The 26,700-nt window shown below is 60.3% G+C and carries 25 protein-coding genes; 11 read left to right on the plus strand and 14 right to left on the minus strand.

Translation table 11 applies throughout. The features are described 5' to 3' along the window. Nucleotides 1-5: 5 nt before the first annotated feature. Nucleotides 6-533: a DUF3617 domain-containing protein gene (locus LU688_RS27275; protein WP_023629675.1), complete on the minus strand. Its 528-nt coding sequence runs from the start codon at nucleotides 531-533 to the stop codon at nucleotides 6-8. A 129-nt stretch (nucleotides 534-662) separates the two neighbouring features. Between LU688_RS27275 and cls the strand changes: the two genes are divergently transcribed. Then, nucleotides 663-2,102 (plus strand): cardiolipin synthase, encoded by a 1,440-nt coding sequence (gene cls / locus LU688_RS27280; RefSeq protein WP_038707076.1) that lies wholly within the window; start codon nucleotides 663-665, stop codon nucleotides 2,100-2,102. A gap of 39 nt (nucleotides 2,103-2,141) precedes the next feature. Here cls and cfaB read toward each other — a convergent pair whose 3' ends face one another. Beyond that, a complete protein-coding gene (cfaB, locus tag LU688_RS27285; protein WP_094010880.1) occupies nucleotides 2,142-3,326 on the minus strand; it encodes a C17 cyclopropane fatty acid synthase CfaB in 1,185 nt (394 codons plus the stop codon). Between the two features lie 215 nt (nucleotides 3,327-3,541). Between cfaB and lpdA the strand changes: the two genes are divergently transcribed. After that, nucleotides 3,542-4,942, plus strand: a complete 1,401-nt coding sequence (gene lpdA, locus LU688_RS27290; RefSeq protein WP_094010879.1) for a dihydrolipoyl dehydrogenase — start codon at nucleotides 3,542-3,544, stop codon at nucleotides 4,940-4,942. Between the two features lie 85 nt (nucleotides 4,943-5,027). On the opposite strand, the gene hcnC is transcribed toward lpdA, so the two are convergent. The 5 genes from hcnC to eprS form a co-directional block, all read right to left on the minus strand. After that, nucleotides 5,028-6,278, minus strand: coding sequence for a cyanide-forming glycine dehydrogenase subunit HcnC (gene hcnC, locus LU688_RS27295; RefSeq protein WP_094010878.1), 1,251 nt, complete (start codon nucleotides 6,276-6,278; stop codon nucleotides 5,028-5,030). 2 nt (nucleotides 6,279-6,280) lie between these two features. After that, the gene (hcnB, locus tag LU688_RS27300; protein WP_046857637.1) at nucleotides 6,281-7,675 is read right to left on the minus strand and encodes a cyanide-forming glycine dehydrogenase subunit HcnB; all 1,395 of its coding nucleotides are present in this window, start codon (nucleotides 7,673-7,675) and stop codon (nucleotides 6,281-6,283) included. Next, on the minus strand, nucleotides 7,672-7,986 hold the full coding sequence (gene hcnA, locus LU688_RS27305; protein WP_023629670.1) for a cyanide-forming glycine dehydrogenase subunit HcnA: 315 nt from the start codon (nucleotides 7,984-7,986) through the stop codon (nucleotides 7,672-7,674). The genes hcnB and hcnA overlap by 4 nt, the downstream gene beginning before the upstream one ends. Nucleotides 7,987-8,197: 211 nt before the next feature. Further along, complete coding sequence (locus LU688_RS27310; RefSeq protein ID WP_201754897.1) at nucleotides 8,198-11,197, minus strand: autotransporter serine protease; 3,000 nt, start codon at nucleotides 11,195-11,197, stop codon at nucleotides 8,198-8,200. A 149-nt stretch (nucleotides 11,198-11,346) separates the two neighbouring features. After that, nucleotides 11,347-14,346: an autotransporter serine peptidase EprS gene (gene eprS / locus LU688_RS27315; RefSeq protein WP_094010876.1), complete on the minus strand. Its 3,000-nt coding sequence runs from the start codon at nucleotides 14,344-14,346 to the stop codon at nucleotides 11,347-11,349. 556 nt (nucleotides 14,347-14,902) lie between these two features. Between eprS and LU688_RS27320 the strand changes: the two genes are divergently transcribed. Then, complete coding sequence (locus LU688_RS27320; protein WP_232887948.1) at nucleotides 14,903-15,088, plus strand: AbrB/MazE/SpoVT family DNA-binding domain-containing protein; 186 nt, start codon at nucleotides 14,903-14,905, stop codon at nucleotides 15,086-15,088. Here LU688_RS27320 and LU688_RS27325 read toward each other — a convergent pair. Further along, complete coding sequence (locus tag LU688_RS27325; RefSeq protein WP_232887947.1) at nucleotides 15,075-15,398, minus strand: hypothetical protein; 324 nt, start codon at nucleotides 15,396-15,398, stop codon at nucleotides 15,075-15,077. The two genes, LU688_RS27320 and LU688_RS27325, sit on opposite strands and share 14 nt — an antisense overlap. Continuing rightward, nucleotides 15,399-15,758, minus strand: coding sequence for a hypothetical protein (locus LU688_RS27330; RefSeq protein WP_232887946.1), 360 nt, complete (start codon nucleotides 15,756-15,758; stop codon nucleotides 15,399-15,401). 362 nt (nucleotides 15,759-16,120) lie between these two features. Here LU688_RS27330 and LU688_RS27335 point away from each other — a divergent pair, with 362 nt between their 5' ends. Together LU688_RS27335 and LU688_RS27340 are read left to right on the plus strand one after the other, a co-directional pair. After that, nucleotides 16,121-17,974 carry a DEAD/DEAH box helicase gene (locus tag LU688_RS27335; RefSeq protein ID WP_232887945.1) on the plus strand — a complete coding sequence of 618 codons (1,854 nt, stop codon included), beginning with the start codon at nucleotides 16,121-16,123 and terminating at the stop codon, nucleotides 17,972-17,974. Next, nucleotides 17,971-18,399, plus strand: a complete 429-nt coding sequence (locus LU688_RS27340) for a hypothetical protein (RefSeq protein ID WP_232887944.1) — start codon at nucleotides 17,971-17,973, stop codon at nucleotides 18,397-18,399. Before LU688_RS27335 ends, LU688_RS27340 begins: the two co-directional genes overlap by 4 nt. Before the next feature lie 29 nt (nucleotides 18,400-18,428). Here LU688_RS27340 and LU688_RS27345 read toward each other — a convergent pair whose 3' ends face one another. Beyond that, nucleotides 18,429-18,830 carry an antitoxin Xre-like helix-turn-helix domain-containing protein gene (locus tag LU688_RS27345; protein ID WP_232887943.1) on the minus strand — a complete coding sequence of 134 codons (402 nt, stop codon included), beginning with the start codon at nucleotides 18,828-18,830 and terminating at the stop codon, nucleotides 18,429-18,431. 88 nt (nucleotides 18,831-18,918) lie between these two features. After that, nucleotides 18,919-20,610 (minus strand): TnsD family Tn7-like transposition protein, encoded by a 1,692-nt coding sequence (locus LU688_RS27350; protein WP_232887942.1) that lies wholly within the window; start codon nucleotides 20,608-20,610, stop codon nucleotides 18,919-18,921. 671 nt (nucleotides 20,611-21,281) lie between these two features. Between LU688_RS27350 and LU688_RS27355 the strand changes: the two genes are divergently transcribed. Continuing rightward, complete coding sequence (locus LU688_RS27355; protein ID WP_232887941.1) at nucleotides 21,282-21,413, plus strand: YHYH domain-containing protein; 132 nt, start codon at nucleotides 21,282-21,284, stop codon at nucleotides 21,411-21,413. Between the two features lie 71 nt (nucleotides 21,414-21,484). On the opposite strand, the gene LU688_RS27360 is transcribed toward LU688_RS27355, so the two are convergent. Genes LU688_RS27360 through LU688_RS27370 form a run of 3 tightly spaced genes read right to left on the minus strand, consistent with a single transcriptional unit; the run spans nucleotide 21,485 to nucleotide 22,975 of the window. Then, nucleotides 21,485-22,216, minus strand: coding sequence for a TraX family protein (locus LU688_RS27360; RefSeq protein WP_232887940.1), 732 nt, complete (start codon nucleotides 22,214-22,216; stop codon nucleotides 21,485-21,487). After that, the gene (locus LU688_RS27365; protein WP_232887939.1) at nucleotides 22,213-22,653 is read right to left on the minus strand and encodes a YqaA family protein; all 441 of its coding nucleotides are present in this window, start codon (nucleotides 22,651-22,653) and stop codon (nucleotides 22,213-22,215) included. Before LU688_RS27365 ends, LU688_RS27360 begins: the two co-directional genes overlap by 4 nt. A gap of 4 nt (nucleotides 22,654-22,657) precedes the next feature. Next, nucleotides 22,658-22,975: a metal-sensing transcriptional repressor gene (locus tag LU688_RS27370; RefSeq protein ID WP_232887938.1), complete on the minus strand. Its 318-nt coding sequence runs from the start codon at nucleotides 22,973-22,975 to the stop codon at nucleotides 22,658-22,660. Between the two features lie 512 nt (nucleotides 22,976-23,487). On the opposite strand from LU688_RS27370, the gene LU688_RS27375 reads away from it, so the two are divergent. The 5 genes from LU688_RS27375 to LU688_RS27395 all read left to right on the plus strand — a co-directional run bounded on the left by LU688_RS27375 (nucleotide 23,488) and on the right by LU688_RS27395 (nucleotide 26,691). Further along, nucleotides 23,488-24,225, plus strand: coding sequence for a HupE/UreJ family protein (locus tag LU688_RS27375; RefSeq protein ID WP_232887937.1), 738 nt, complete (start codon nucleotides 23,488-23,490; stop codon nucleotides 24,223-24,225). An 11-nt stretch (nucleotides 24,226-24,236) separates the two neighbouring features. After that, nucleotides 24,237-24,878 (plus strand): hypothetical protein, encoded by a 642-nt coding sequence (locus LU688_RS27380; protein WP_232887936.1) that lies wholly within the window; start codon nucleotides 24,237-24,239, stop codon nucleotides 24,876-24,878. Between the two features lie 367 nt (nucleotides 24,879-25,245). Continuing rightward, nucleotides 25,246-25,521 (plus strand): metal/formaldehyde-sensitive transcriptional repressor, encoded by a 276-nt coding sequence (locus LU688_RS27385; protein WP_232887935.1) that lies wholly within the window; start codon nucleotides 25,246-25,248, stop codon nucleotides 25,519-25,521. Further along, nucleotides 25,518-26,447: a CDF family Co(II)/Ni(II) efflux transporter DmeF gene (gene dmeF, locus LU688_RS27390; protein WP_232887934.1), complete on the plus strand. Its 930-nt coding sequence runs from the start codon at nucleotides 25,518-25,520 to the stop codon at nucleotides 26,445-26,447. The genes LU688_RS27385 and dmeF overlap by 4 nt, the downstream gene beginning before the upstream one ends. Nucleotides 26,448-26,517: 70 nt before the next feature. After that, the gene (locus LU688_RS27395; RefSeq protein ID WP_232887933.1) at nucleotides 26,518-26,691 is read left to right on the plus strand and encodes a DUF1289 domain-containing protein; all 174 of its coding nucleotides are present in this window, start codon (nucleotides 26,518-26,520) and stop codon (nucleotides 26,689-26,691) included. Nucleotides 26,692-26,700: the final 9 nt, after the last annotated feature.

The raw sequence follows: 26,700 nt of genomic DNA on the forward strand, positions 1-26,700 counted from the left end.
CTACTTCAACTGCGTGGCTTCACTGTTCCACAGTCGTTGCCCAGCCAGACCGCCCGGGTATCCATGCTTCCCTGTTGCTGGACACCGGAGGCATTGAACGTGCCGTTGACCTTGGTCAGGAACTCACGGTCGCTGAGGAAGGTGGCCTGGCCGGTACCCTGGGCTTTCGGGCAGTTGAACTGGAACTTCCAGACATTGCCATTGCGCTCGGTGATCTTCTGCGTGCAGCCCGATTGCGGGTCCTGCAGGGGGATGTCGTTGGTCTTGACCTGCTCGGCGGTCAGGCACGAGCGCACACCCTTGCCGCCCACGGTGATGCCCTGCTTGGCCAGGGCACCTTCCATCATCGCCCGTTGCTCAGGCGGCAGGTTCTTCAACTGGCCGAGCATGAACTCCATGTCTGGCAACGGCTTGCCATCGACCTGCATATTGCTGGTGGTCAGCTCCCACAAGCCGGGTTGCAACATCTGCGCGTGGACCAGCGGGCTGCCCAACCCCAGTGCCAGGGCGAGCAATGGCAGACGAATCTTCATGGATGAAAGCTCCTCGAAATACCGGCTCCGGCCGGACTGAGCCTTTAGACGTCGAATTCGCCTGTGGGTTGCAGTGGTCCCCTCGAACGTGGTCTGTTAGCAGCAGTACTCTCGGCAAGCAGGATGCGTATGGATTACCACAGCCCCTACTTTTTCGGTTACGTGCTCGGTCTGATTCACCTGCTCGGCCTGGCCGCCGCGCTGCATGCGGTGTTCACCGTGCGCACCGCCCAAGGTGCGATCGCCTGGGCCATGTCGCTGCTGTTCATCCCCTACCTCACGCTCATCCCCTACCTGGTGTTCGGCGCCCGCTCCTTCTATGCGTACATCCAGGCGCGGCGCCAGGCCAACCAGGAAATGCATGTGGCCATGGCCAACCTGAACTGGCGCCCATGGGTGGAGGAAGCGCTGACCGCCCGCGAGTCGGACAGCTATGCCGCCCTGCGCGCCATGCCCAAGCTCGGGCGCATGCCATGCCTGGCCAACAACGAAGTGAAACTGCTGGTCGACGGCGCTGCCACATTCGAGGCGATCTTCTCGGCCATCCGCATGGCGCGGGACACCGTCCTGGTGCAGTTCTTCATCATCCATGACGATGCCCTGGGCAAGGAACTGCAGCAGCTATTGCTGCGCAAGGCCGCCGAAGGTGTCCGAATTTTCGTGCTTTACGACCGCGTCGGCAGCCATGCGCTGCCGGCCAGCTACAGCCAGGTACTGCGTGACGGTGGAGTGCAGATTGAGGCCTTCGCCACGCGCCGCGGCTGGTTCAACCGCTTTCAGGTCAACTTCCGCAATCATCGCAAGATCGTGGTGGTTGATGGTCTGCAAGGTTTTCTCGGTGGCCACAACGTGGGAGACGAATACCTCGGTGCACACCCCAAGCTCTCGCCCTGGCGCGATACCCACGTACAGATAAGCGGCCCGGTGCTGGCCTGCCTGCAGGAGTCCTTCGCCGAGGACTGGTACTGGGCCACGCGCCAGCTCCCGCCGCTGATCCTGCCTGATGCCTACCCCGAGGATGGCGTGTTGTGCCAGGCGCTGGCCAGCGGCCCGGCCGATCCCCAGGAAACCTGCGCGCTGTTCTTTCTCGAAGCGATTCACTCGGCGAGCAGCCGGGTATGGATCACCAGCCCCTACTTCATTCCCGACGAAGCCATCTTCGCCGCCCTGCGCCTGGCGGTACTGAGGGGCGTCGATGTACGCATCCTGATTCCCTCGCGCCCCGACCACCGCATCGTCTACGCCGCCTCCAGCCTGTTCGCCTTCGAAGCGGTGCGCGCCGGGGTGCGCATGTTCCGCTATCAACCGGGGTTCCTGCACCAGAAAGTCGTGCTGGTGGATGACGAGGTCAGCGCCATCGGCAGCGCCAACCTCGACAATCGTTCGTTCCGGCTGAATTTCGAGATCACCTTGCTCACTGTGGATCGTGCCTTTGCCGATCAGGTCGAGCTCATGCTGGTGAATGATTTCGAGCAGGCCAGGGAGATCACCGCTGAAGACAGCCGCGACACCCATCGTCTGCAACAGCTGGGTATGCGCATCGCGCGCCTGATTTCACCGATCCTGTAGCGCGCAGCGGCGTGCCGGACGAGCACGCCGCTGTAGAGGTCAGCGATACAGGTCCTCACGGGTCCATGGCAGGTCGTGGTGACCGTCGGCGTAAGGCTTCACTGCGAGAATCTGATGGAGGTTGATCCAGCCCTTGGTGAAGGCGTAGGCGCAACCGGCCAGGTACAGGCGCCAGATACGCAAGGTCTTCTCCGGCACCAGCGCGGCGGCGCGTTGCAGCTGGTTCTCGAGGTTCTCGCTCCAGTGGTTGAGGGTCTTGGCGTAGTGCAGGCGCAGGCTCTCGATGTCGACCACCTCCAGGCCCGCTTCGCAAATCCGTGCAGTGATCATCGAGATATGCGGCAGCTCGCCATGGGGGAATACATAACGATCGATGAAGTCGCCCGCGCCGCGGCCGACGGGGCGGCCATCGACATGCTTGGCCGTGATGCCATGGTTCATCACCAGGCCACCCTCGCGCACGGCACCGAACAGCCGTTGGCAGTACAGCTCGAGGTTGGCGTGGCCGACATGCTCGAACATGCCGACGCTGACCACCTTATCGAAGCGACCATCCTGGGGCAGGTCGCGGTAGTCGAGGATCTGCAGGTCGACCTTGTCAGCCAGGCCCTCCTCCTTGACCCGCTGGCGGCCCAGCTTCAGCTGTTCCTTGCTCAGGGTGATGCCAAACACCTTGGCGCCATACTCACGGGCGGCAAAGCGCGCCAGCCCGCCCCAGCCACAACCGACATCCAGCAGGTAATCGCCAGCCTGCAGGCGTAGTTTGCGGCACAGGTGATCGAACTTGTCCTGCTGAGCCTGGGCCAGGGTGTTGTCCGGCTCCTTGAAATAAGCACAGGAATAGACCATGTCCCGGTCGAGCCACAGTTGGTAGAACTCGTTGGACAGGTCGTAGTGATAGGAAATGGCTTCGGCATCGGTGGTCTTGTCATGGGCAGTGCGTGCCGGCAATACCTCATCTTCATCCTGCAGCAAGGCATCGCTGAGTTCGTCGCAAACCCGGATGACTTCGCCGATATCGCCTTCCAGCTCCAGCTTGCCCTCGACGAAGGCCGATCCCAACTCATTGAGGTTGGGATGGGTGAGCTGGGTAATGAGCTGGGGTTCCTTGACCACGATGGTGACTTGCGGGCTCGGCCCCAGATCGAACTGGTTGCCGTCCCACAGCTTGACGCGCAAAGGTAAGTGCAAGCTCTGCAACGCAGGTGGAAGTTGCGCAAGCATTCATGACCCTCCCTTTCGTTGACACGGGACGCCACGCCTTAATGTGTCGGACGTCACCGCATCAGGGTAGTTCATTCGTACGAAGTTTCCGGTAATCACGACCATGGTCTAGAACTATCTGGCGCAGCCTATATGGCAGATTGTATACAATCCTGCTCGCTCAGATTAACCTTGTGCCCTCTTCGCTTCCTCACACTCTCGGAGTAACGAAACCCATGAAATCCTATGACGTGGTGATCATTGGCGGCGGCCCCGGCGGCTACAACGCCGCGATCCGTGCGGGCCAGCTGGGCCTGAGCGTGGCCTGTGTCGAGGGTCGCTCGACCTTGGGCGGCACCTGCCTGAACGTCGGTTGCATGCCTTCCAAGGCATTGCTGCACGCTTCCGAGTTGTATGAGGCAGCCAGTGGCGATGAGTTCGCCCACCTGGGGATCGAGGTCAAGCCGACCCTCAACCTGGGCCAGATGATGAAGCAGAAAGATGAAAGCGTGACTGGCCTGACCAAGGGCATCGAATACCTGTTCCGCAAGAACAAGGTCGACTGGGTCAAGGGCTGGGGCCGCCTGGACGGGGTTGGCAAGGTGATCGTCAAGGCCGAGGACGGCAGTGAAACCACCCTGCAGGCCAAGGACATCGTCATTGCCACCGGCTCGGAGCCCACGCCGCTGCCCGGCGTGACCATCGACAACCAGCGCATCATCGACTCCACCGGTGCCCTGTCGCTGCCCCAGGTGCCCAAGCATCTGATCGTCATCGGCGCCGGGGTGATCGGCCTGGAGCTGGGTTCGGTATGGCGTCGCCTGGGTGCCGAAGTGACGGTGATCGAATACCTGGACCGCATCTGCCCTGGCACCGACGAAGAAACCGCCAAGACCCTGCAGAAAGCCCTGGCCAAGCAAGGCATGACCTTCAAGCTGGGCAGCAAGGTGACCCAGGCCACGGCCGCGGCCGACGGCGTCACACTGACCCTGGAACCCGCCGCCGGTGGTACCGCCGAAACCCTGCAGGCCGACTACGTGCTGGTAGCCATCGGCCGCCGTCCTTATACCCAAGGCCTGAACCTGGAAAGCGCAGGGCTGCAAACCGACAAGCGCGGCATGCTCGCCAACGACCATCACCGCAGCACGGTGCCAGGCATCTGGGTGATCGGCGACGTCACCTCCGGCCCGATGCTGGCGCACAAGGCCGAAGACGAAGCGGTGTCGTGCATCGAGCGCATCGCCGGCAAGGCCCACGAGGTCAACTACAACCTCATCCCGGGCGTCATCTATACCCGCCCGGAACTGGCCAGCGTCGGCAAGACCGAAGAGCAGCTCAAGGCCGAAGGCCGTGCCTACAAGGTCGGCAAGTTCCCCTTCACCGCCAACAGCCGCGCCAAGATCAACCATGAGACCGAAGGCTTCGCCAAAGTCATCGCCGATGCCGAGACCGATGAGGTGCTGGGCGTGCACCTGGTCGGCCCAAGCGTGAGCGAGATGATCGGCGAGTTCTGCGTGGCAATGGAGTTCTCGGCCTCGGCCGAGGACATCGCCCTCACCTGCCACCCGCACCCGACCCGCTCCGAGGCCCTGCGCCAGGCGGCGATGAATGTGCAAGGGATGGCGATGCAGATCTGACCGGACCTTTCAGCACCGCCCGTGGGAGCGGACTTGCCCCGCGATTGCGTCATGCCTGCCAACGCAATCGCAGGGCAAAGCCCACTTAGCCATGGGCCCGCTGTTTATCCCCAGCGCTGTGGAAGCGCGACGCCAGGAATGGCGTGATATCCAGCGGCAGCGCCTCATTGTGGACAACCTTGTCCAGCAGCACGCCGGTAATCGCCGAGGTCAGAATCCCGGTACGGAAATGTCCACAGGCGTTGAAATACCCCGGGACATTATCCACAGGCCCGAGAATCGGCAGCTCATCCGGTGACCCAGGCCGCAGGCCGGCCCAGGTGCGCTTGAGGTTCACCTGCGCCAGCTGTGGCACGCAGCGGATCGCCCCCTGTACCAAGCCGTTGATCTCCGGGAAGGTATTGCTGACATCAAAGCCCTTCTCCTCGGTGGTACTGCCGATCAGGATCTCGCCGTTGTCTTTCTGTGCCATGTAGCAATCGCTGGTGGTGATGCAGCCATCGAGCAGCTTGGGCAGACGCTCGGTCAGCACGATCTGGCCTTTCACCGGCTTGACCGGAATGCTCTCCCCGGTGGCCCACTCGCTCAGTTCCGCCGCCCAGGCGCCAGCGGCATTGATCAATGTGCCGCAATGGAACTCACCGGCTTCGGCGGTGCGCACGCCCTTGATCCGTGAGCCTTCATGCAGCACGCCGGTGATGTTGACGTTCGGGTACAGGTCGACGCCGTTCTGCCGCGCCGCCTCCATGAACGCATCGCCCAGGCGAAACGGACTGACCTGGTGATCGCAGAGAAACTCCAGCGCGCCATTGGCCTTGAGCGTTACCGCCGGTTCCGAAGCGCGCAGCGCGTCGCGGTCGAGCCAACGAACTTGGTCGGCCAAGTGCGGGATCTGCTTGACGATGTGCTCGGCGTATAACTGGTCTTCTTCATCCTGGATGATGTACTTGAGCCCGGTGCGCTCGAACTTGAAGTCCATGCCGTGGCGTTCGATCAGTTCCTGGTGCAGCTGTGGATAAATCGCGTTGGACTGCAAGGCGAAGTCGAAGAAGCATTCCGGCAGGATGTGCGGTGTGCTCGAATCGACCACCACCGCCGCGCCATTGGCCTCGCGCTTGCTGCGCGAGGACATCATGCGAAAGAAGATCACCCCGCAACCCAGCCCCACCGATTCGCCGATGGCCCACAGGCCGCCGGCCGAGGCGCGGGTGGCATTGCCCGGGCGCTTGCAGTCGATCAAGGCGATCTTCAGGTTGCTGCGCTTGGACAGCTGGTAGGCGCAGGACGCGCCGATCACTCCACCACCGGCGATGATGATGTCGTAGTGCTTTTTCATGTTCAGGCCTCCGTGCCGAGTTGTTCGAATGCGGAAAACGGGATCGGGTCCACCGGGAAGCGCGGGCGCAGCCAACCCACGTCCTTGCGCCCGGTGGCGCTGCGCAGACGGTCGCTGCAGTAACCGACGCACATGCGCCCCTGGCAGTCGCCCATGCTCACCCGGGTGCGCATCTTCAGGCTGGCCATGTCTTGCACACCCTGCTCCAGGGCCAGATCGATCTGCTCGCGAGTCACGTGTTCGCAACGGCAGATCACCGTGTCGGCCTGTGGCAGTGCGACCTGTGCGGCGCCACGGGCGGTGTAGCGCTCAACCCCGGAACGGAAGCGCTTGATCGCAGCCAGCTTGCCCAGGTAGCGCTCACGGCGCTCGATCGCCTGCTCGGCATCGAGCTTGCCCATCTGCTGGAGCATCGAAACCGCGGCAATGCGCCCGGTCAGCATGGCCGCCTCGCCACCGCGGATCCCGGCCATGTCGCCCGCCAGGTGAATGTTCGGCTGGCTGCTTTGCTGCCACACGTTGCATTCGGCGCGCAGGTAGCCGTCCTCGCTGAAACCATGGGCCAGGCCCAGTTGCTGGCTGAGCTGGGTACGCGGGATGAAGCCATAGCCCACTGCCAGGGTGCGCACCTGCTCGCGCTGGACACGGCTCATGTCCGGTTGCCAGTCCTGGGTATAGGGTGCGACCTCGACTTCCTGCAGTTCGCCCTCCCCCGTGGCGCCCACCACGCCCCAGCCGTAATGCATGGGGATGCCGTTGAGCTTCATGTAGGCGAGCATGCTCAGGCCGTCGAGGAACAGCTGCGGCTTGTTCATCAGCGCCAGGCTTTCCTTGGCGATGCGGTTGAACGAGCAGGCCTCGTACACCCCCGCGACCTTGGCACCGGCGGCGTGCAGTTGGCAGGCGACCAGTGGCAGCAAAGGCCCGGTACCCGCAATCAGGGTACTGCCCAGTGGCTTGACCACACCGCTCTTGATCTGCAGTTGCAAACCACCGAGCAGGATCACGCCCGGCAAGGTCCAACCAGGGAACGGCACGTTGCGTTCATGGCAACCGGCGGCCAGCAGCAGATGGGAATAGTCGATCTCGTGCAGGCGCTCGTCGCCATCGAGGACCATCAGCCGCTGGTCGTCACCGCCCACCACGCGATGGTTCAGACGCAGGTCGATGCGCTCGGCGCAGGCGGCGAAATCTTCGTGCAGCTTGGTCAGGGCCTTGGTGTAGCGCGGGCCCAGGTAGCCCAGGTCGACGCCGGCGCGCAACGGGCCACGATAGACCACGCCACCGGGGCGCGAGGCTTCGTCGAACAGTAGGCAATCCACGCCATGTTCGGCCAGCTCGATGGCCGCGCCCATGCCGGCCGAGCCGCCACCGACGATCACAGGACGAAGGCTCATGGATGGGCCTCCTCGTGCACGCGGTTGACCTCGGTCTCGATGTGCATGCCCGGTTTGACGATGGTCTGGCAGGCGCGACGCTTGGGACGACCGTCGATCTGCACCAGGCAGCAATGGCAGACGCCCATGCCGCAGTAGGCACCGCTGAGCTGGCCATGATCGTTACGCGCCAGCTGGCGCAGGCCAACGGCGTTGAGCACGCTGAGTACAGTCTCGCCGGCACTGGCGACTGCGGGCAACCCATTGACCAGGAGGGTCATTTCATTGCCTTCCAATGGCTGGATATCGTGCTTTCGTTGCAGCGTCTGCATTTCCTGTCGTCCTTGATGACTGATGGGTCGGGGGACGTTAGGGCAAACCCGGAGAGAAAACATTGATCCATGCCAGACGCTGGTTGTAGAAACGTCCGACAACGACGAACTGCTACGGATTTCACATTGCTCCGAAAATGCTTACCTGCAGAACTTAAAAGCCCCCGCGAATGCAGGGGCCTTTTGACTACAAAGCACTGAGACCTTAGTGTCAGAATGCCCAATCCAGGGTCAGGCCGACCCCGTGGCTCTTGTCGCGGCTACCCAGCAGTCCGTTGTAGTCCAGGTTGACCCGGGCCTCGCGGCTCAGGGCAATCCCCACCCGTGCACCGACCACCGCCGCATCACGGTCCAGTGACAGCGCCTGAACCTTGTAGGTATCGCCCTGGCCCGCGAACGCCAGGTGCTGGTCGGCCCCGGTGGAGCTCAGGTTGTGCTGCCAGCCCAGAGTGGCGGCAAGCTCGACCGCCTGGCCGCTGGACAACTGCAGCTGCTTGCCGGCGCGCATGCCCAAGGTCGAGAGCCAGGCATCGCGGTTATCCTGGCCCCCCTTGAGCGCGGCAGCGCCGCCATGCTCCCTGAAGCTGTCGCTGGCTATATGCACGTAGGCCAGATTGGCGAACGGCTCCAGCGCCACGCTCGGCAGTTCGACCTTCCAGGCCGCCTCGCCGAACACCTGGGTGCTCTGGGCATCGCGCTTGCTCTTCTGGCGATCGCTGACCTCGTTGTACTGCAGTTCGCGCTTGGTCTCGGTACGGTGCCAACTGTGGCTGGCGCCCACGCTCAGGCGCAGCTGCTCCAGTTCCTTGCCGGCATAGGCGCCCAGGTGGTAGCTGTCGACGCTGGCCGAGGAGTGACGGCCATCGCCCATGCTCAGCGAACTGTCGCTATAGCCGGTAAAGACGCCGACACGGGTGTCCTCGCTCATCTGCCCATCGATCCCCAGCAGCATGCCGCCAATCGAACTGCTATAGCGCGCATGTCCGGAATCACCGTCGGCCTTGCCCCAGGCGCCGAGGGCCTTGACCCACAGGCCGTTGTCCTGGCCTTCCACACCCTGCAGCCGGGTACGCTCGCCTACGGCGTCGCGCAACTGGCGGCTGTCGTTGAGCAGCAAGTTACCCACCGCCGGGTGGATTTCGCCGGACAGCTGATCGAATGCCTGCTGGGCGCTGGCGGCATCGGCCGACAACAGCAGGCTCTCGTAGACCGGGTTGCCCGCGCCGAGCCGATCGGCCGCCGCGGCCACCGAACGCTGGTTGGCGGTCAGGCCGACACTGGCGAACGAGGTGGCATTACGCTGCACCGCCAGCCGTACCCCACTGCCGGTATACGCCAAGCCACCACCGAGGAACAACGCGTTGGACTGCACTTGGGCAAAACTGCCTTGCACGCCACCTGCGGCATCCAGGATGTCGAACTGCCGCCCCACCAGGCTGGTGGCTTGCTGGGACTGCAGCGAAACGCCAGGGTTCTGCAGGTCCAGGGCCAGGTTCGCACCGCCCACGGCTATCTGGCCATCGCTGACCAGACGGTCGCTGCCAGTGCTGTCTACCTCCACCGCATAGGTCGAGCCAGGCTGGAAGGTCACGTCATTACTGACGCGCAAGGTGCCAATGGAGTTGCCGGGCGCCACCACGCCGCCGCGGTTGACCACCAGCGCGCCGATCCGGCCATTGCCGCCCAGCACGCCGCCGTCGTTGACCGTCACGGTCGATTGCAGCGAACCATTGACCGCCAGCCGCCCCTGGTTGACCAGCGTCGGACCGGCGTAAGTGTTGTTCCCGCTGAGCACCAGGGTGCCGATGCCCTGCTTGGTCAGGCCGCCATGCCCGGAAATATCGTTGCTCCACAGATCCAGCACACAGCTCAGATCGTTGCAGCGCCTTTCCGTGGGCCTGCCAGCATCCACCAGGGCGCCGACACCCGGCAGATCAGCGACGAACTGGCTCGGGCCGTAGCCGCCGGCGATCCGCAACTCCTCGGGAATGTCCTGCTCGGTAACCAGCATGCCGGGGCCGCGGATACCCTTGTCCAGGTTGATCATGCCCCAGCCATACAAGGAATCGATGCCGGGCGCGCCCATGTCGGTGGCAGTGGTGCGCAGCACGCTGGCGATCTGCGCGCCGCTCATGTAGGGGAAACGCTCCATCAGCACCGCCGCTGCGCCAGCGGCATGGGGCGCGGCCATGGAGGTACCGTTCTTGTTGGCGTAACCCTGGGTCAGGTCCTCCAGGCTGGTACCGCCAATCACCGCGCTGTAGATGCGGGTGCCGGGGGCCGATACGCAGAAGCTTGCGGTATAGCCGCAGCGCGAAGAGAACGTGCTGATCACGTACGGGTTGGCGCTGCTGGTGTCGGGGTTCTGCTGCAACGCCGCCACGGTCATCCAGTTGGGGGCGATCTCCGGTACGAAATAGCCCAGCCCGGCAATCGCATCGGGGTTGTTCAGGTTGTAGTCGTTGCCGGCGGCAAAGATCGTCAGGACCCCGCTGCGGGCGGCGGCGATGGCCCCGTCATAGGCGCCACCGGGCAAGGTGCCCAGCAGCGGCTGGATTTGCGCGAACTGCGCCCGGGCATCGTTCACGGTGAAATGCGGGAAGTCCGGATTGCGCCCGCCCTTGGCGAAGCGGTCGGTGATGCCGATGCCCCAGCTGTTGTTGATGATCCGCGCGCCGCTGGCCACCAGGCTGTCCCAGCCGGCCTTGTACACCGCGCCATCGTTGCCCAGGACGATGCCATCCTCGGGGCCGGGGTCGCCGTTGTCGGCGCTGATGATCTGCGCATTGAAGGCCACGCCATGCATCTCCACGCCGTCACGGTTGCCGGCGGCGATCCCCCCGACGTGGGTGCCATGGGAGCCGAGCTTGCCATCCGAACCTACCGACGGGCTGCCGTCGTAGCGGAAGGCATCGCCGGCTTTCACCGGAATATAGGGGTCGGTGTACTGGCGAATGCCACTGGTGACCAGGGTCACGATCTTGTCCTTGCCGGCGAACTCAGGGTGCGCGGCGTACACCGGCTGGTCGAAGATCCCCAGCTTCACCCCCTTGCCGCTGTAGCCGGCGGCATAGGCGCTGTCGGCGTGGATCGCCCCCAGCCCCCAATCGGCCTTGAATTCGCTGCTCCGCCAGCTGCTGGCGTCGCCGAGGCGGCCACTCTCCACATAGGGCGCGGCCTGGGCCGTGCCCATCAACGCCGCCCAGCCCATCAATACCCGCCCCAGCGGCGCCAGGGCCCAGCCCTGCCCAAGTGCGCTGTCATCCTGTCTGACTCGCTTCACTACGACCTTCCTTAGTTGTATGGATTGAATACCGCGTTGGTCGAACTCCGTATTGCAACAACTGGCGCCATGACGCCTCAGAAACGCCATTGCAGGTTGAGCCCCGCGCCATGCTGTTGTTCACGACTGGCCAGACGCCCCTGGTAGTCCAGGCTCAGGTCCAGGTCGCGGGTCAGGCCCACCCGTGCCTGGAGCCCGACCAGCGCGGCATCGCGCAGGGCTGGCGCCGTCTCCACCCGGAACGGCAGGTCACTGTCGGCAAAGGCCAGGTGCTCGCGGTCCTGGGTTCCGCTCAGCCGGTGCTGCCAGCCCAGGCTTGCCGCCAATTGCAGGTCCTGCTGCGGGCCCACTTGCCATTGCTGGCGCCCACGCAGGCCCAAGGTGCTTAACCAGGCATCACGCTGCTCGTCGCCCGCCTGCAACGCTGCGGCATCGCCCTTCTCATGGAAGCCATCACGGTCCAGGTGCTGGTAGGTCAGGTTGGCGAACGGCTCCAACTGCACCGCCGGCAACGCCAGGCGATAGGCCGCCTCGGCAAACAGCTGCTGGCTGCGGGCATCGATCCGCGCGCGCTGGCGGCCGGACACCTCGGCATAGGCCAGGTCGCGACGAACTTCGGCGCAGTGCCAGCTGTAGCTGCCGCCCAGGCTCAAGCGCAGCTGGTCGACGTCGTGACGGACATAGGCGCCCAAGTGATAGCTGTCGACCGTGGCCCGGGAGTGGCTGCCGCCCATGCCCAGGGAGCTGTCGCTGTAGCCGGCAGCCAGACCGGCGCGGGTCTGCTCGTCGAAGTCCCGGTCCAGGCCCAGCAGCATGCCGCCCAAGGAGCTGGTATAGGACTCACTGCCCTGCACGCCCTCGATGCGCCCCCAACTGCCCAGGCCTTTGAGCCAGAGCTGGGTCGAGCCGGTCTCGGGCGCCGTCGTGCCAGGCGCATTGGCTGGCAGTGCGGCGCCTTGCACACGATCGCCCAAGGCATCACGCAACACCGAGCCCTGGCTGAGCAGCATCGAGTCCAGCGCCGGATAGATCTCCCCGGCTAGCTGGCGCAGGCCGTCCCGGACCTGGTCCGCCGAGGTCGAGAGCAGCAGGCTTTCATACACCGGATTGCCCGGCCCCAGGCGCTCCACGGCGGCGCCGCTGGCGAGCTGGTTGGGCGTGGCCGCGACGCTGTCGAACGTTGCGGCGCTGCGCGTCACGTCCAACTGCACACCGTTGGCCGAATAGTCGAGCACGGTCCCAAGGAACAAGTAGCCGGGTTGAACCTGGGCGAAGCGCCCATCGACGCCGCCTGCCGCCTGCAGGATGTCGAACTGGCGCCCCACCAGGCTGGTGACCGGGCCACCGGCCAGCAGGTTCGGCCGAGCCTGGGGCACCAGATCGAGATTGGCGCCAGCGACGCTGGCCTGACCATCCACCACGAGTCGATCACTGGCCGTGGGCGACAGCTCCACCTGATAGGTCGAACCCGGCTGCAAGTCCAGGTTACCGGCGACATTCAAGGTACCGATGGAGTTACCCGGGGCCACCACGCCCCCAGCGTTGGCAATCAGGGCACCGACCCGGCCATTGCCGCCCACTGTACCGCCAGCATTGACCGTCACCGCTGATTGCAGGCTGCCGTTGACCGCCAGCAACCCGCCATCGACGCGGGTCGGGCCGCGGTAGCTGCTGTCACCCGACAGCACCAGCCAACCGGCCCCGGACTTGACCAGGCTGCCCTGGTAAACCCGCTGCGCGGCTGCCGCGTCACGCGCCATGCCCAGGGCATAATCACTGCGATCCTGCTGGCTGGCGCCCGCTGCCAGCCCATGCTCCCAGCCGCGATCCTTGAGGGTCTGCTGCCAGGCCTGCCGTTCCGCGACGTCCTCGGCCTGACGCTGCACCAGTGCCTGGTCGGAAATGCCGTTGCTCCAGCTATCGCCCTGCCCACGCTCCAGGTTGACGTTGAACTCCCCCAACAACTGCCCTGGGCCATGCAAGGCCCGGCCCAGGTCCGGAACGCCCCAGCCCACCCGCTCGCTGGGCGCCTGGGTCGGCGAGCCATCGAGCTGGCGCGAAGTGGTCAGCAGCACTTGCAAGGCCTGCTGGTTGTTCAGATAGGGATAACGCTCCATGACCAGGGCCAGGGCCCCGGTGGCATGGGGCGCGGCCATTGAGGTGCCGTTGTAGGTGGCATAGCCGCCACCGGGCACGGTACTGGTGATTGCCGCCCCGGGGGTCGCCAGGCACCAGTATTTGGCGATGCCGCACTGGTTGTATTTCTGCTGGTTGTTCTTGTCCAGGCCCGATACCGCCAGCCAGTGGCCTTCCAGTTCCGGCTGGAAGTACGGCAGCGCCGAGCGCACGCTGGCATTGGCATAGCCGCTGTTGCCGGCGCTGAACACATTGATCACACCCCGACGCGCCACATCGCCAGCGGCATCGAGCCAGGTGGCCTGCTGGAAATGCTGGGCGTAGGCCGTGCGCAGGTCGCCGAGGGTCTGGTAGCTGACATCCTTGGGCTGGCTGCCCCAACTGTTGTTGATCGCCCTCGCCCCGGCATCCACCAGGGCGTCGTAGACCGCCTTGAAATACCGCGGATCGGGATCGGTGCCAAACAGGAACTTGTCATTCTTGTTGGTGTTGCCCACGTATACCTGGGCATTGAAGGCCACGCCGTGCATGCCCACGCCATCACGGGCCGCGCCCATGGTGCCGGTGACATGGGTACCATGGCTGTCGTTGGCGCCATTGAGCACCCCGGACACACTGAACGGAGTACCGTCGAGGTACTGGCCGGTGGCGGTGACCGCGTGGAAACGCCCGGGGCTGGCTTCGGGATGGGCGGGATCGAATCCCGAGTCCAGGGCGCCGATGCTGACCCCGGCACCGGTGAACCCGGCGGCATAGGCCTGGCTCGCCTGCATGCGCTCCAGGCCCCAGTCCTGCTGGTATTCGACCGAGCGCCAGCTGGCAGGGTCGCCCAGGCGGCCAGTGTCCTGATAGGCCGCCGCAGCCGACAGCGGCAGGCCGGTGGCAAACGCCAGGCACAGCGTGCCCGTCAGCGTCTTGAGCTGATCACATCTCACATCCATGTCGATGACTTCTCTTGTTCTTGTTGTCGGATCGCCCATCCTGGGTCGACCAGTGTGTTGCTGCATCGCCAGGCCGCAAGGCACGGCTTCATCGAGCAGCAGAAGGATATGACGTTTCTAGATTGCGCGATGCGTCAGCGCTGCATATCCAATATGCGTTTTTACCTGCTCGGACAGGTTGCGGGGGAGGCTTTGAGAGGAAGGAAGACAGCATAAAGGGAGGGCGCCCGTGCGGCGCCCTCTGGGGGCTCGCAATATAGTTTGACACAGAGCCCCCTGTAATTCGTAGCCTCCAGCGATGAGACCTACAGCTGCGAACGAATCATAGTTTGACACAAGCAGGCGCCCCATCGAAAAAAGGCACTCCGTTGCACGGAATATAGTTTGACACAGCTAGCGACAAGCCCGCTCAAAGCGACCTCATCTGTGCACTACGATCCCATTCATGCCATGTGCCGCACGCCAAGTCCGTCCCCGCCGCCTTTCGGTAACGTGGTGACCATTGAAGAAGCCTGTCGAAGTACAAAGGCACAGCTGAACCAGTCGAGACCCTTCCATGACCCAATCAGCGCGCACGACGGTCAAAAGTCAGGACCCTCGTGATGGCTCAAGGGATGTGATCGTGGAGTTACCCCCAGACATCCTGAAAGAGCTGAGCCTTTCCGTAGGCGACAAGCTCAGCATCGAATTGGTCAACAGCGTGATCGTGCTGAGGCCAATCCGGAAACCTAATCCAAAATAGGCGCTGACTGTGCCTGGCCGATTTCTGCCAAAGCACTTTGGGCACGGGCCTCAACCATCTCGATCAACTCAAAGTGTTTGGGGAACTCGCGTTTCAGCCAGTCACTCGGCACGAAATGGTGATCAAGGTGCACAGCAGTGCTCTGCCCATCACCAGATGCACAGAGCATGACGTTCATCTCAGTCTCATCACCCGCCATCGCCGCCGGCACGAACACTACCCCGCCGTCACTCACGCCGAAGGACCGTCGCCATTCGGGAAAACGCTTTCCATCTGGATTGGAAACGCAGAACCAGTAAAGCTTGTTCATTTAGTCATTCTCGAATGGCAATAAAGTAGAGTACGGCAGTTCGTCGCCTTCAACCGCTGCAAGTACCTGGTCAAGCACTGCGGCCGGAGCATCAAGGGCTCCCAAAATCACATACAGCTCGCACATCAGGTTGGCTCTCGCCTGCCGGTCAATGCCAGCGTCACCGGCGACCGTTTCAGCCGAGTCGAAGGCTTTGTTCACGGCTGCCCCTGCGATCAGATAGCGGGCCCCACAACCGCAAAGAAACGGATGATGTCCGTTGTAAAAACGATCCTTTGCCTCCCAGCCGTGCAGCTGTGGGTCGATCGGCTTGCCACATTTTGGACAGAACGCGGGCTGTTCGTCGGTAAGGTAAAGCATGCTAGGAAGTCCTATCGCTGAGCCTGATGCAGGTTATGCCGCGCGCCGGCATGTTCAGCGTATTGTCATGCCACGCATTTCAACCTGTCCATGAAAGGTACAAATGTTCATTGGCACGGTGCCGTGAACCGCATTCGCCAGAAAATCGGGCCCCAAAGCGTGATATCACTGGGCTACAATCAGCCACAGCGCTTACGCTCAGTCATCAAGATCGCCTGATGATGCCTGGCCCGAAATATGGATATTTCAATGCCCACATCTGCTGCACCTCGAACAATTCCAATTCTGTCCTCCCGTCGCCGAGCAGTGGCCCAGCGCGCGGGCACCTTGGCGCGCGCCGCCGATAGGAACCTCGACTGTCTATGAATTACTTCACCGAAACGGCAGCTAACATCCTCGGTAATAAGAAGCTGCGCAGCCCGCAGATCGAGGCCTACATCAAAGCGCAGGAGCATTTCGAAAGCTCCAATGAGGATGCGCTGATCGTCCTGCCGACCGGCACAGGTAAAAGTGGACTGATCTCCATCGTGCCATTTGGCCTGGCAAAGGGTCGCGTGTTGATCATCACACCGGGCTTGGTCACGAAGCAGAGCATCCGAAAGACCCAGGATCTGCTGGAAGACAATTTCTGGATCAATTTCGATGTGATTTTCAGTGCCGAGGATCTGCCGGTCACGTGTGAATTCACGTCAGAAACACATCAGGCCAGCCTGGAACAGGCCCATTTCGTCTACTCGAACATCCAGCAGGTGTACAACGAGCGCGGTCAGTCACTAACAAAGCGGGTGGCCCCTGACTTCTTCGACCTGATCATCATCGACGAAGGGCACCATGCGCCGGCGGGCAGTTGGCAAAAGACCTTGGCCCATTTCTCCAAGGCCAAGAAAATTTTCGTGACGGGCACTCCATTCCGCGGCGACAACCAGGAAGTGCCAGGGAAGCTGATCCACAAGACACCGCTTTCAGAGGTGATGCGTGATCGGTACGTGAAGTGGCTGAGAAAAGAGACCGTCAGCGCTCACGAGCTCTATTTCACAATCGCGGAGCAGCCAGGTACCCGGCTATCCAAGGAACAAGTCCTCGAATATAAGGACCGGGAGTGGGTAGAGCGTAGCGTCGCCCTGTCTCCAGAATGCTCGATGGACGTTATCGACCTGAGCATTCAGAAGCTGGATGAGCTTCGGAAAACCTCTCCAAAAGTGCCGCACAAGATTCTCGCTGTTGGCTGCAGCATCACCCATGCCGAGGACCTGCGCACCTGGTATCAGTCCAAGAACCTGACTGTGGCTGTCGTGCACAGCTACATGGATCAGGGCGATATCGCTGCAGCGTTTCGGGTAATCGACAACCATCAATGCGATGTCGTCATCTCAGTGAACATGTTGATGGAAGGCTACGACCATCGGTACCTCACGGTTCTTGCGCTTTTCCGGCCCTACCGAAGCGAAAACGCCTTTGCGCAGATAGTCGGCAGAGTCCTGCGAGCGATTCCGGATGAGGAAATCACGGCCTTTGAGATCGATAACAACGCCGTGGTGATCTATCACAAGGAAACCGGTCTGGACGCTATGTGGACGGCCTTCCAGACTGAGGTTGATCGGGCAAAACACCAGCGGACCCGCGACTACACCATCACGGATGAGGACTACACCCGCAAAGAGCGGGAACTGGGTGGTGTTTCAACCTCAGAAGCGTTCGTGAGTGACCAAGATTCCTACCTTGTAGACTTGGACTTCAATAAGATTTTTTCCGAGAAAAGGGCTGAGGTCGAATCCATCGCGACCCAAAAGGTCCAGGCGCTTACTGGACTCGAGGGCTACGACGCGGAAGTTCTGGCGCAGCTCAAGAGCGTTTTCCTCAACGCCGAAACGAAGAAAGCGGCTCAGATCATAGACCCCAATCTTGTGGAAAAGCGGCCCGAGATCGCCCGCAAGCAGCTTCGCGAGATCCTGACGAAGAAGGCTCAAGACGAGGTCGCGACCTTGCTCAGCGACCTGCAGATCTCAGAAAAAGCTTCTACCCTTTATCCGATTTTCAAAAACCACCTGCCGATGGTGAAATTCAACACACCTAACGACGGTATACTGGTGAGCTTTATTAACACCAAGCTGGCGAAGAAATTCGGTAGGGTTGCTGACCGTGACAATGGCTTGCTGACCAGGTCAATTGAGGACGTGGAAGTGATCATCGACGATCTGAGGAGAATACTGAAATGAGTCTTGAATCCATCAAAATGCTGGTTGATGAGCTCTCGACTCTCCACGTAACCCGTGGCGTTCAGCCCAGTGAGCTCATCGACAATCTCTTCGAGGAGGACTACGTCGAGTCCTCAGCCCGGAAAACCTCTCAGGGCCTGGTGTTCGAGCTCACCTTCCAAGAGGCAGACGATGACGGATCGTCGAGCAAGGTCACCATGCGTTACACCTACGACCTCAGCCGTCATTTGGTGCTTGTAGAGCAGAAGGTCGCGGCCAAGCGCTTCGTCATTCAGTGGGATCGTACCCACGCCGTCCAAGAGCGGTTGGCCAAACTTGAAGCGCTGCTCTCTGAACGGCTGCCACAGGAGAACGTCGTTGCAATCCTATCGACCATCCCGCAAGACTACCTTGCAATCGCTCCTCGCCTGCAGTTGGTAGCCTAACCCTAGCCTTCCCCCACTGCGGCTGATCGTCAAGCAGCGATGATTTCGCCGCAGTGAATCTGCTCAATACGTCGATACGTCTCGTACAGAGAGATTAGGTCTCCTTGGGCCATGATCTCCAGAGGCGTGCGCCCCTCAAAAAATGCGTTGGCATTCTTGAAGCCTGGAAAGCCCTTCACATTATCCTGATTGCTGAATGCAGCTCTCAAAAAACCGTGAATACCTATCACCAGGCCGATCCGCTGCTGCTGATCCAGATCGAGTTTTTGCCCACACTCCAGACCCCGCACAGCGCGGCGATACGTCGATAGAGAGATCCGTAGGATGCTGCAGGCTTGTTCCGGTGTTGCTCGCCAGGCATCGATGATTCGAAGCGCCACCTTCAGGCCGACCGAACACTGCTCACCGCTAAGGCGCTGTCCGTTGATCATGATTTCAACTCCTAGCTTTCGATCAGCTTACCGCTGAGCAAGCGGGTGATCAAAGCTGCCGCCGTCCTTCTAGTGCAGTTGATGGCTCCTACTTCTTCGCGTTCTCCAAAAATCCGCTCGCTGGTCTATTACGGTAGTAAGCATTTCCCCCGAGAACAACGTTGAAGCCGGGAGGTCCCTGCCAGTCCCGTGATACGCCGGTTGACCTGAGTACAGCCTCAGGATCTACGCCATTTTTCACGAAACTCTCCAGATCCCATTCGAAAAAGCTGACTAAAACATGGAATACCGGCTTATCAACGCTGGAAACTATATTAAGGCTGCCGGTATTTATCGGAAGGTTAAGTCTAACCATATCGTCAACAGCACAAATCAATCTCCTCAACCGGAAGTGCCAGACCGATTCCAAGAGGAGCTCAACCTGCTCTAGAGCCAGGGGAAATTTATGCTTACGGGTTGGGCAATGCCTCGGCAAATTGACCGGGAGTAGCTTCTGCAAATTGGTAATATTGACTCGTTTCTGACCTCTCGAAATCCGATACATCTCCTCAGCCCCCTTAATCAAGATGGCAGCAAACTCTTTGTCACGAGGGTCAGTGGCGTTTTCAAACTCAACAGGCTTGGGCTTTGGCCTGCTGAGCTTCGCCATCAGCCACGATTTGTCGTTATCGTAAAGCCACCGTGTCGCTTTATAGGCATTCAACCAGAGATACTCCAAGCCGACGTCCGCCCGCACCGCTAGGAGAGTTTCAATTTTCTGACGGAACTGCGCCTCTTTACCCAAGATTGGTTTGCCCTGCAGCCCACGCAACCTGACACCAGAAATACTTTTAAGTATGATTTCTTTCTTCAAGGCACTCTCGAACGCATCAGCACTGCCGAACAGGTGCAGCGCGATGATCATATGCCGTGCAAGGGGCATATCCATCTGTCCATTGTGGGAAGTAAACCTTATCCATTGTTCATGCTTTCCCGCTGCGTAGGCACTGCATATCTGCGACAAAGTTTCATCACCATATGTATCACGAATACTGTCGAACAGTTTTGCTGTTCCAGCAAACCTTCCATGTATGAAACCCCGCTTTTTGCATTGCCGCAGATAGCTAGAACACAAAGCATCACTACTCATCGGTGGCAAATTGCGCTGTAGCAGTTCGTGTGCGAACTGGGCAAATTTCTTTTCAAGTTGAGTACCCTGATTCACTGGCGCAGGAGCGAGCGTATTCCAACCGCATACACATGGCTCAGACAGGCTCGGTAGCATCCGATTTTTTCTGAAGAATGGGTGAGAGCATCTCGGGCATGCTTGCATCAGCAGGTCACCGTGACGCCAACAGACGGCCACACCAGGTAGGTGGTGTGAGCGATGCCAGTACGCATAACCCAGTTCGAGAAGGTCCTGCTGAACGCAAGTGAGACAGAGCTTTGCCTTGCAGTGGACCGCCCCCTCCCTTCGGGGAATACGGGCTACTCCAGTGAAGCTGAGGCCTGTCGAGGGTCCCTCCGCCCATTCACTGATCCCCAGAAATGGTCGGTAAGCGGGAAAGGTAGTGTTGGTGCAGATCAACTCGTCAAGATTGCTTGATGTGATACCTGGTAGCCTGGCAGCAAGCACCTCAATCTGCTTTGGAAGCATACCGACGTTGAAGGGATTCGAGCCAAACAGATCGCGAAAAGTCTCCCCTACGGTTCTGTTACCTGAAAGGAAGTGGTAGCGCGTGATACGAGAATGCAGCATCTCGTCCGGCATCGACATAGGGAAAAATAGAAGATCAGACATCAGTTACCGACTTGCAAGATAGGGCTCGGAAAGGACGCACATCCAGTGATCGGCATACTTGTAACACACGAAATCCTGTATCAGGGACAGGACTTTTGAGAATTTACACAAAGCCCGACGTCAATTAGCCATAGTACTTTGACACTTTTTCAATCTATATTCCGATCAGTATCTGCCCGGTACAAATCACGTATACATCAGTAATTACGGGGGGTGCACGGAAATCCCCCCCCAAGATGCCCTCACACTTTCTCGCAAAATTACGCCTGTAGAAACGTGCCATAACGCCCGCAATGCGCCAGGCTGAATGTCCGGCTGGTTTGACGAATGCGAGGGTGCTGGCGACCTCGCCTAGCGATGGCCGCTGACGCGTAGCACCACTTCGCGCCGCTGGCTTCTCTTCCGCAAGGGCCGACCAGCGTGTACCAAAGCGAATGGCATTCCATCATCAAACGGCAAAGGCCAGAGGCTGTTGATCAGCCGCCCGGACCATGCATGCTTGTGATTGACCGTTAAGGACTGAAAGGAGCCTCTCACCGACGACCGCCATCAAACCATAGCGGTCAGTCCTTTCATCGACTTTCCCGCCATTACGGTTGTTATGAGGATGCTCTAGGACATATGCTCGACAAGGCAATGTGCCACCATAAAACTAAGCATGGAGTAGCCTGATGAAGACCTTTTCCCTCGTGATCGCTGCAGTTCTGTCGTTGTCTTCGGTTGCTGCCTTCGCGCACAGCGGCGGTACCGACTCCAAGGGTTGCCACACCAATCACAAAACGGGCGAGCGCCACTGCCACTAACGCAGTCCGCAGGCCCTATCAGCGCTGGCGTTCTTGACCCTGAGGATGCCAGTCCTAAGCAGAGTCGGCGGCTACATCAGTGTGCGAATACCCAGCACCGCCACCAAGTGGCCGGGGTAGAACCAATAGCTCCACTGGGTGACAGGCAAAACCTTGAACGGCAAAGGGGCCCAGTAGAGAGACAAACCAAGCAAAGGCGCCAAAGCGGCGGTCAGCAGCGCGAGGATGGCGAATGGCTCCAGCTGCGCTGCCTGCTCGAACAGGCCAGCTCGAGAGTTGGCAGCTACACAGAGCGCGACGGGCAGTAACGCGAACAGTTCGGGGCGCTTGATCGCGAGCACCAGAGCTGCCGGCACGAACACCCCATAAAAACCGAACATCAGCGGCCCGCTCAGCAGATAGGCCGCCAGAATTGCACCGCCAGCCAGCACCATGCTTGCGAGCGTCCGGTGCTGCACTCCCCAAGCGATCAGAAGCCCCAGCGTCAATGTGACGAGGACGTTGAATGTCCCTGAGGTGCTTACCAAGCGGTATGGCACTTCTGATAGCGCTGCAAACAACACCAACAGGGCGAGATACCGGCTATTACTTCGGGTAAACAACTCACCAGCCTGATTCCGCGAGACGTTGATGGCTATCGCCAAACAGAACAAAGGGAAGGACAGTCGGCCCAGGACAAATAGGTCGCTTGTAGCCGGCCAGGCCAATCGCATGTGATCGAACACCATCGTGATCAAGGCGATCCACTTGATCAGGTCCTGGCCAGTGTGCCGCTCTGTGGGGCGGAGTGAATCTGAAGTCATGGCATGCTTCCAAGCACTAAAAGTGCCAGCAGCAGGTACCGCCCACCCTTGGCTAGGATGACCAGCAGCGTGAAACGCCAAAGCGACTCGCGCATGATCCCGGCCACCAACGTAATCGGATCACCGATGATGGGTACCCAGCTTAGTAGCAGTGACCAATATCCGTAGAGCTGGTAGAAGGCTTGTGCCTTCTCCAGCTTGGCCTCACTAACCGGGAACCATCGCTTGTGCTTGAAGTGCTCGACGCCTCGACCCAAATACCAGTTCACTACCGAACCCAGCACATTGCCGGCGGTGGCTACCGCGACAAGCGCCACGGGTAGGTAGTGGTCAGACACCAGCATCGCGACAAGCGCTGCTTCTGACTGCATGGGTAACAGCGTGGCGGCTGCAAAAGCTGCCAGAAACAGGCCGAGGTAGCTGGTGAGCTCGAACACGGCCCTACAGGTACTTGGTGATTTGTTTGAATTCGTCCAGGGCCGATCGATCGCCGTTGCTCAAAGCTGCCACTGAGTCCTCCAGGCAGTGGTCAATATGGTCCTGGATGAGCGTACGCTTGGCCTGGCAGACAGCCTTTTCGACCGCATGCAGCTGCTGGGCAATGTCTACGCACTCACGTCCGTCCTCGATCATCGTAATGATGCTGCGCAAATGCCCATCTGCCCGTTTCAGGCGCTTGATGATCGCCTCATGGCTCTGGTGAGTGTGAGCATGCCCGTGTTTGGCATCATGCGGGTGATTATGGGAGTGATCGGACATATCTTGAGTCTCAGTCGGCGATACATTACGCTGGAGATGCTATCCCCCCCAGGGGGTTGGGTCAAACATGTAGCTTTGCTGTTGGAGCAGCCTGATAGGCACCTGGATGTCTCGTCGTTTCCTGTCATCGACCATGATCGTCGCTTTGGCAATGGCCTTTATGCTGGCCTGGACGGGGCACGCCTATTCGTTAGCGGTACCGACTCAAGTCGCTCCCCAAGAGACCGTGACGATTAAGCCTGGACACGATCACGGCGAGGCCTCGTGGAGCTGCACGCACTGCACTGACCACTACCATGCCCCGCTCACCCCAGACCATCAACACGAAACGCCTCAGCTCTCTTCTGCAGCGCAACTGATGCCGATCTTTGGCCCGCCCACACTGTTGGCCTGGTCAGGCGACTCGGTACCACACCCACCAATCTTCCGGATCGAACGCCCACCCCGTCCTGCTTTTGCTTCCTGACCCTGGCCGCTTTGCGGCTCTTGATCACTGCAAAAAGGATTGGTTCATGTTTTTACACTCGAAACCGGGTGGAAGCGTGCTCGCCGTGCGCACACGCCGTCCCATCTTCCTCTTGTTCCTGTTAGTCGTATCATTGCTCATCGGCATGCCCGAGGCATTGGCACACGCTGTAGCGGAAGGCGACAAGGGATTCATCCAGGAAAGCTCGGGGGTCATGCTGATCCCGTTCATCTACATGGGCGCCAAGCACATGATGACGGGCTACGACCACCTGCTGTTCCTGTTCGGCGTCATCTTCTTCCTCTACCGCCTCAAGGACGTGGGCCTCTACGTCACGCTCTTCGCCGTTGGGCATTCGGTCACGCTGCTGTATGGAGTGCTCACGGAGATCAGCATCAGCTCCTACATTATCGACGCCATCATCGGTTTCTCGGTGGTCTACAAGGCGATGGATAACCTCGGGGCCTTCAAGCGCTGGTTCGGTTACCAGCCGAACACCAAAGCCGCGACGCTTTCATTCGGTCTGCTGCATGGCTTTGGCCTGGCAACAAAGATCCAGGAGTACGAAATCTCCACCGACGGCCTGATCCCCAACCTCATTGCGTTCAATGTAGGGGTTGAGATCGGTCAGTTGCTCGCGCTGAGCGCCATCCTGATTGTGATGGGCTTCTGGAGAAGAACCGGTGGTTTTTGGCTTCACGCCTATACCGCCAACGTTGCCATGATGAGTGCCGGTTTTCTGCTGATGGGTTACCAGCTGACCGGCCTGATTGTTACCGCTTGAGGATCCTGAACATGTTCAACTCTCCACTTCCTTCGGCAAGTGAACTGCCGAGCAGCCGTCAGCTCATTCGATCCACCGCGATCGCCTTCGCAGTCGCGATTGGCCTTCTGGTTACTGTGGTCATGCCTTCGGAGTATGCCGTCGACCCAACTGGTTTGGGCCGAGCCATGGGGCTCACCCAGATGGGCGAGATCAAGATCTCCCTCGCCCAAGAGGCCTTGGCCGATGAGGCCGCTACGAAAGTAGTTGCAGTTGCACCTGCGCCTGCTAAGCCGACACCGGCTCCCCCGGTTGCTCCCGCTGCGGCCCCACCAGTTGCAGCGGTGCAGCCAGCGGCAAAAACCGACAAAGTCAGCTTGACCCTCAAGCCTGGCGAAGGGCGCGAGATCAAGCTCGAAATGCGTAAGGGAACTGCCGTGGCCTATGAGTGGAGTGCTTCAGGGCCGGTCAACCACGACACCCACGGCGAAACCTATGATGCGGCCCAAGGCGACTTTCACAGCTACAGCAAGGGCCGCCAGGTGAACGACGACAAGGGAGAGCTGATTGCGCTCTTCGACGGTACCCATGGCTGGTTCTGGCGTAACCGTACCTCGGGCAACGTCACCATCGTGCTGAATACAACCGGCGACTATCTCAATCTCAAAAAATGAAAACAGGTCGGGGCTCACGAGCAGAGAGCCTCGCACCTTGAACCCTTTGATCGCAAAACCTTGGAACCTACAACATGACTATCAAATTGGTACGTTCGCTCGCTGTAATCAGCCTTCTTGGTCTGCTCGTCGCATGCGGCGATGCCGAGCCTGAGCTATCGAAGGACAGCGCGGGCCATGGCCACGCTCACGACTGACGCCCCGGTGAGAGCCAAGGATGGCTCTACCTACACCTCCCCAGAATGACGGCTGGTACCTTCGCCAGCCGGTCCGTTCGTCTCCATAACCGCCTGCTGAGCATTGGCCTCTTGTATAGGGGGGCGGGGTATGACAACATCCGCGCCAATATACATAAGGGGGGTATGGTATGGGCCATCTCGCATCAAACAAGGACGCGCTGCTCAAGCGCGTCAAACGTATTGCTGGGCAGGTGCAAGCAATCGAAAAAGCTCTTCAGGAAGAAGATGACTGCGCCAAAACCCTGCTCCTTGTGGCATCGGCCCGCGGAGCGATGAATGGGCTGCTGGACGAGATCATCAAGAATCACGCCAGGGCGCACGTGGCTGAACCTTCGCTCACTGACGAACAGCGCAGTAAGGGCGTTGAAGAACTCCTGGAAGCTATTCAGCGGTATTCAAAATGACCTCGGACATCCAAGCAATGAGCACGACAGCAACTACCCACGACCATGTTTTTCTCGGTGCCTCTCATGAAGATAATGCGAAGCGCACGCTCTGGGTGGTCTTGTTAACCGTTGTGATGATGGTGGGTGAGATTGCCGCTGGTTACATCACCGGATCGATGGCTCTACTCGCCGATGGCTTCCATATGGCCACACACGCTGGGGCTCTCGGCATCGCAGCCGCTGCCTACGCGTACGCAAAGCGACATGCCACCAACTCACGATTCAGTTTTGGTACGGGCAAAGTCGGTGACCTTGGTGGATTTGCCTCAGCGCTGATTCTGGGTCTCGTTGCCCTGGCAGTCGGTGCTGAGTCGATCGTCCGCCTGTTCCAACCGAATGAAGTCCAGTTCAGCATGGCCATCGGTATCGCGGTAGTTGGCCTGCTGGTGAACGTCGTGAGTGCGCTGCTCTTGGGCCACGGGCACGACCATGATCACGGCCATGACCACCACCATAATCATGGCCACGGCGATAACAATCTGCGGTCGGCCTATGTGCATGTACTAGCCGACGCATTGACCTCGGTCCTGGCGATCGTCGCACTGTTGGCGGGCAAATACCTCGGATGGGTCTGGCTCGACCCTGTAATGGGCATCGTGGGCGCCGTTGTTATTGGCCGCTGGTCATGGAACCTGATGAAAGTGACCGCCGGTGTCCTCCTGGACAAAACCGATGATCATGTAGCGCAGGAAATCCGTGAGTTCATTGAACAACACGGTGACGTCCGCATTTGCGATCTGCATGTCTGGCGTGTCGGGCCCGATGCTCACGCAGCGATCGTCAGCGTTGTTGGCCAGGCTGGAACCAGCGTTGCAAGAATTCGTGAGCGGCTGCTGCCGGTCCATGAAATACGGCACCTGACCGTCGAAATCCATCTAGCCTAATGTGGGCATGCGGACCGCAGTCGTTGCCCGCACTCTCGCTTCACAGTCCCGACTCGCAGGTAACTCAACAATGGCTTCACCGATCGAGAACCCTTGTATTTCCCTATGTCAGTTGAAGGGTGATCTGTGCGTCAGCTGCGGGCGGTCAAAAGATGAAATTCGCAAGTGGAAGCGCATGAAGCGCCCGGAGAAGATGGCAGCCGCACAGAAAGCCAGTGCGCGACTGAAGGCGCTAAAGAAATAGCGCCGACTT

It is taken from the genome of Pseudomonas soli, from assembly GCF_021283165.2.
Taxonomy (GTDB): Bacteria; Pseudomonadota; Gammaproteobacteria; order Pseudomonadales; family Pseudomonadaceae; genus Aquipseudomonas; species Aquipseudomonas soli.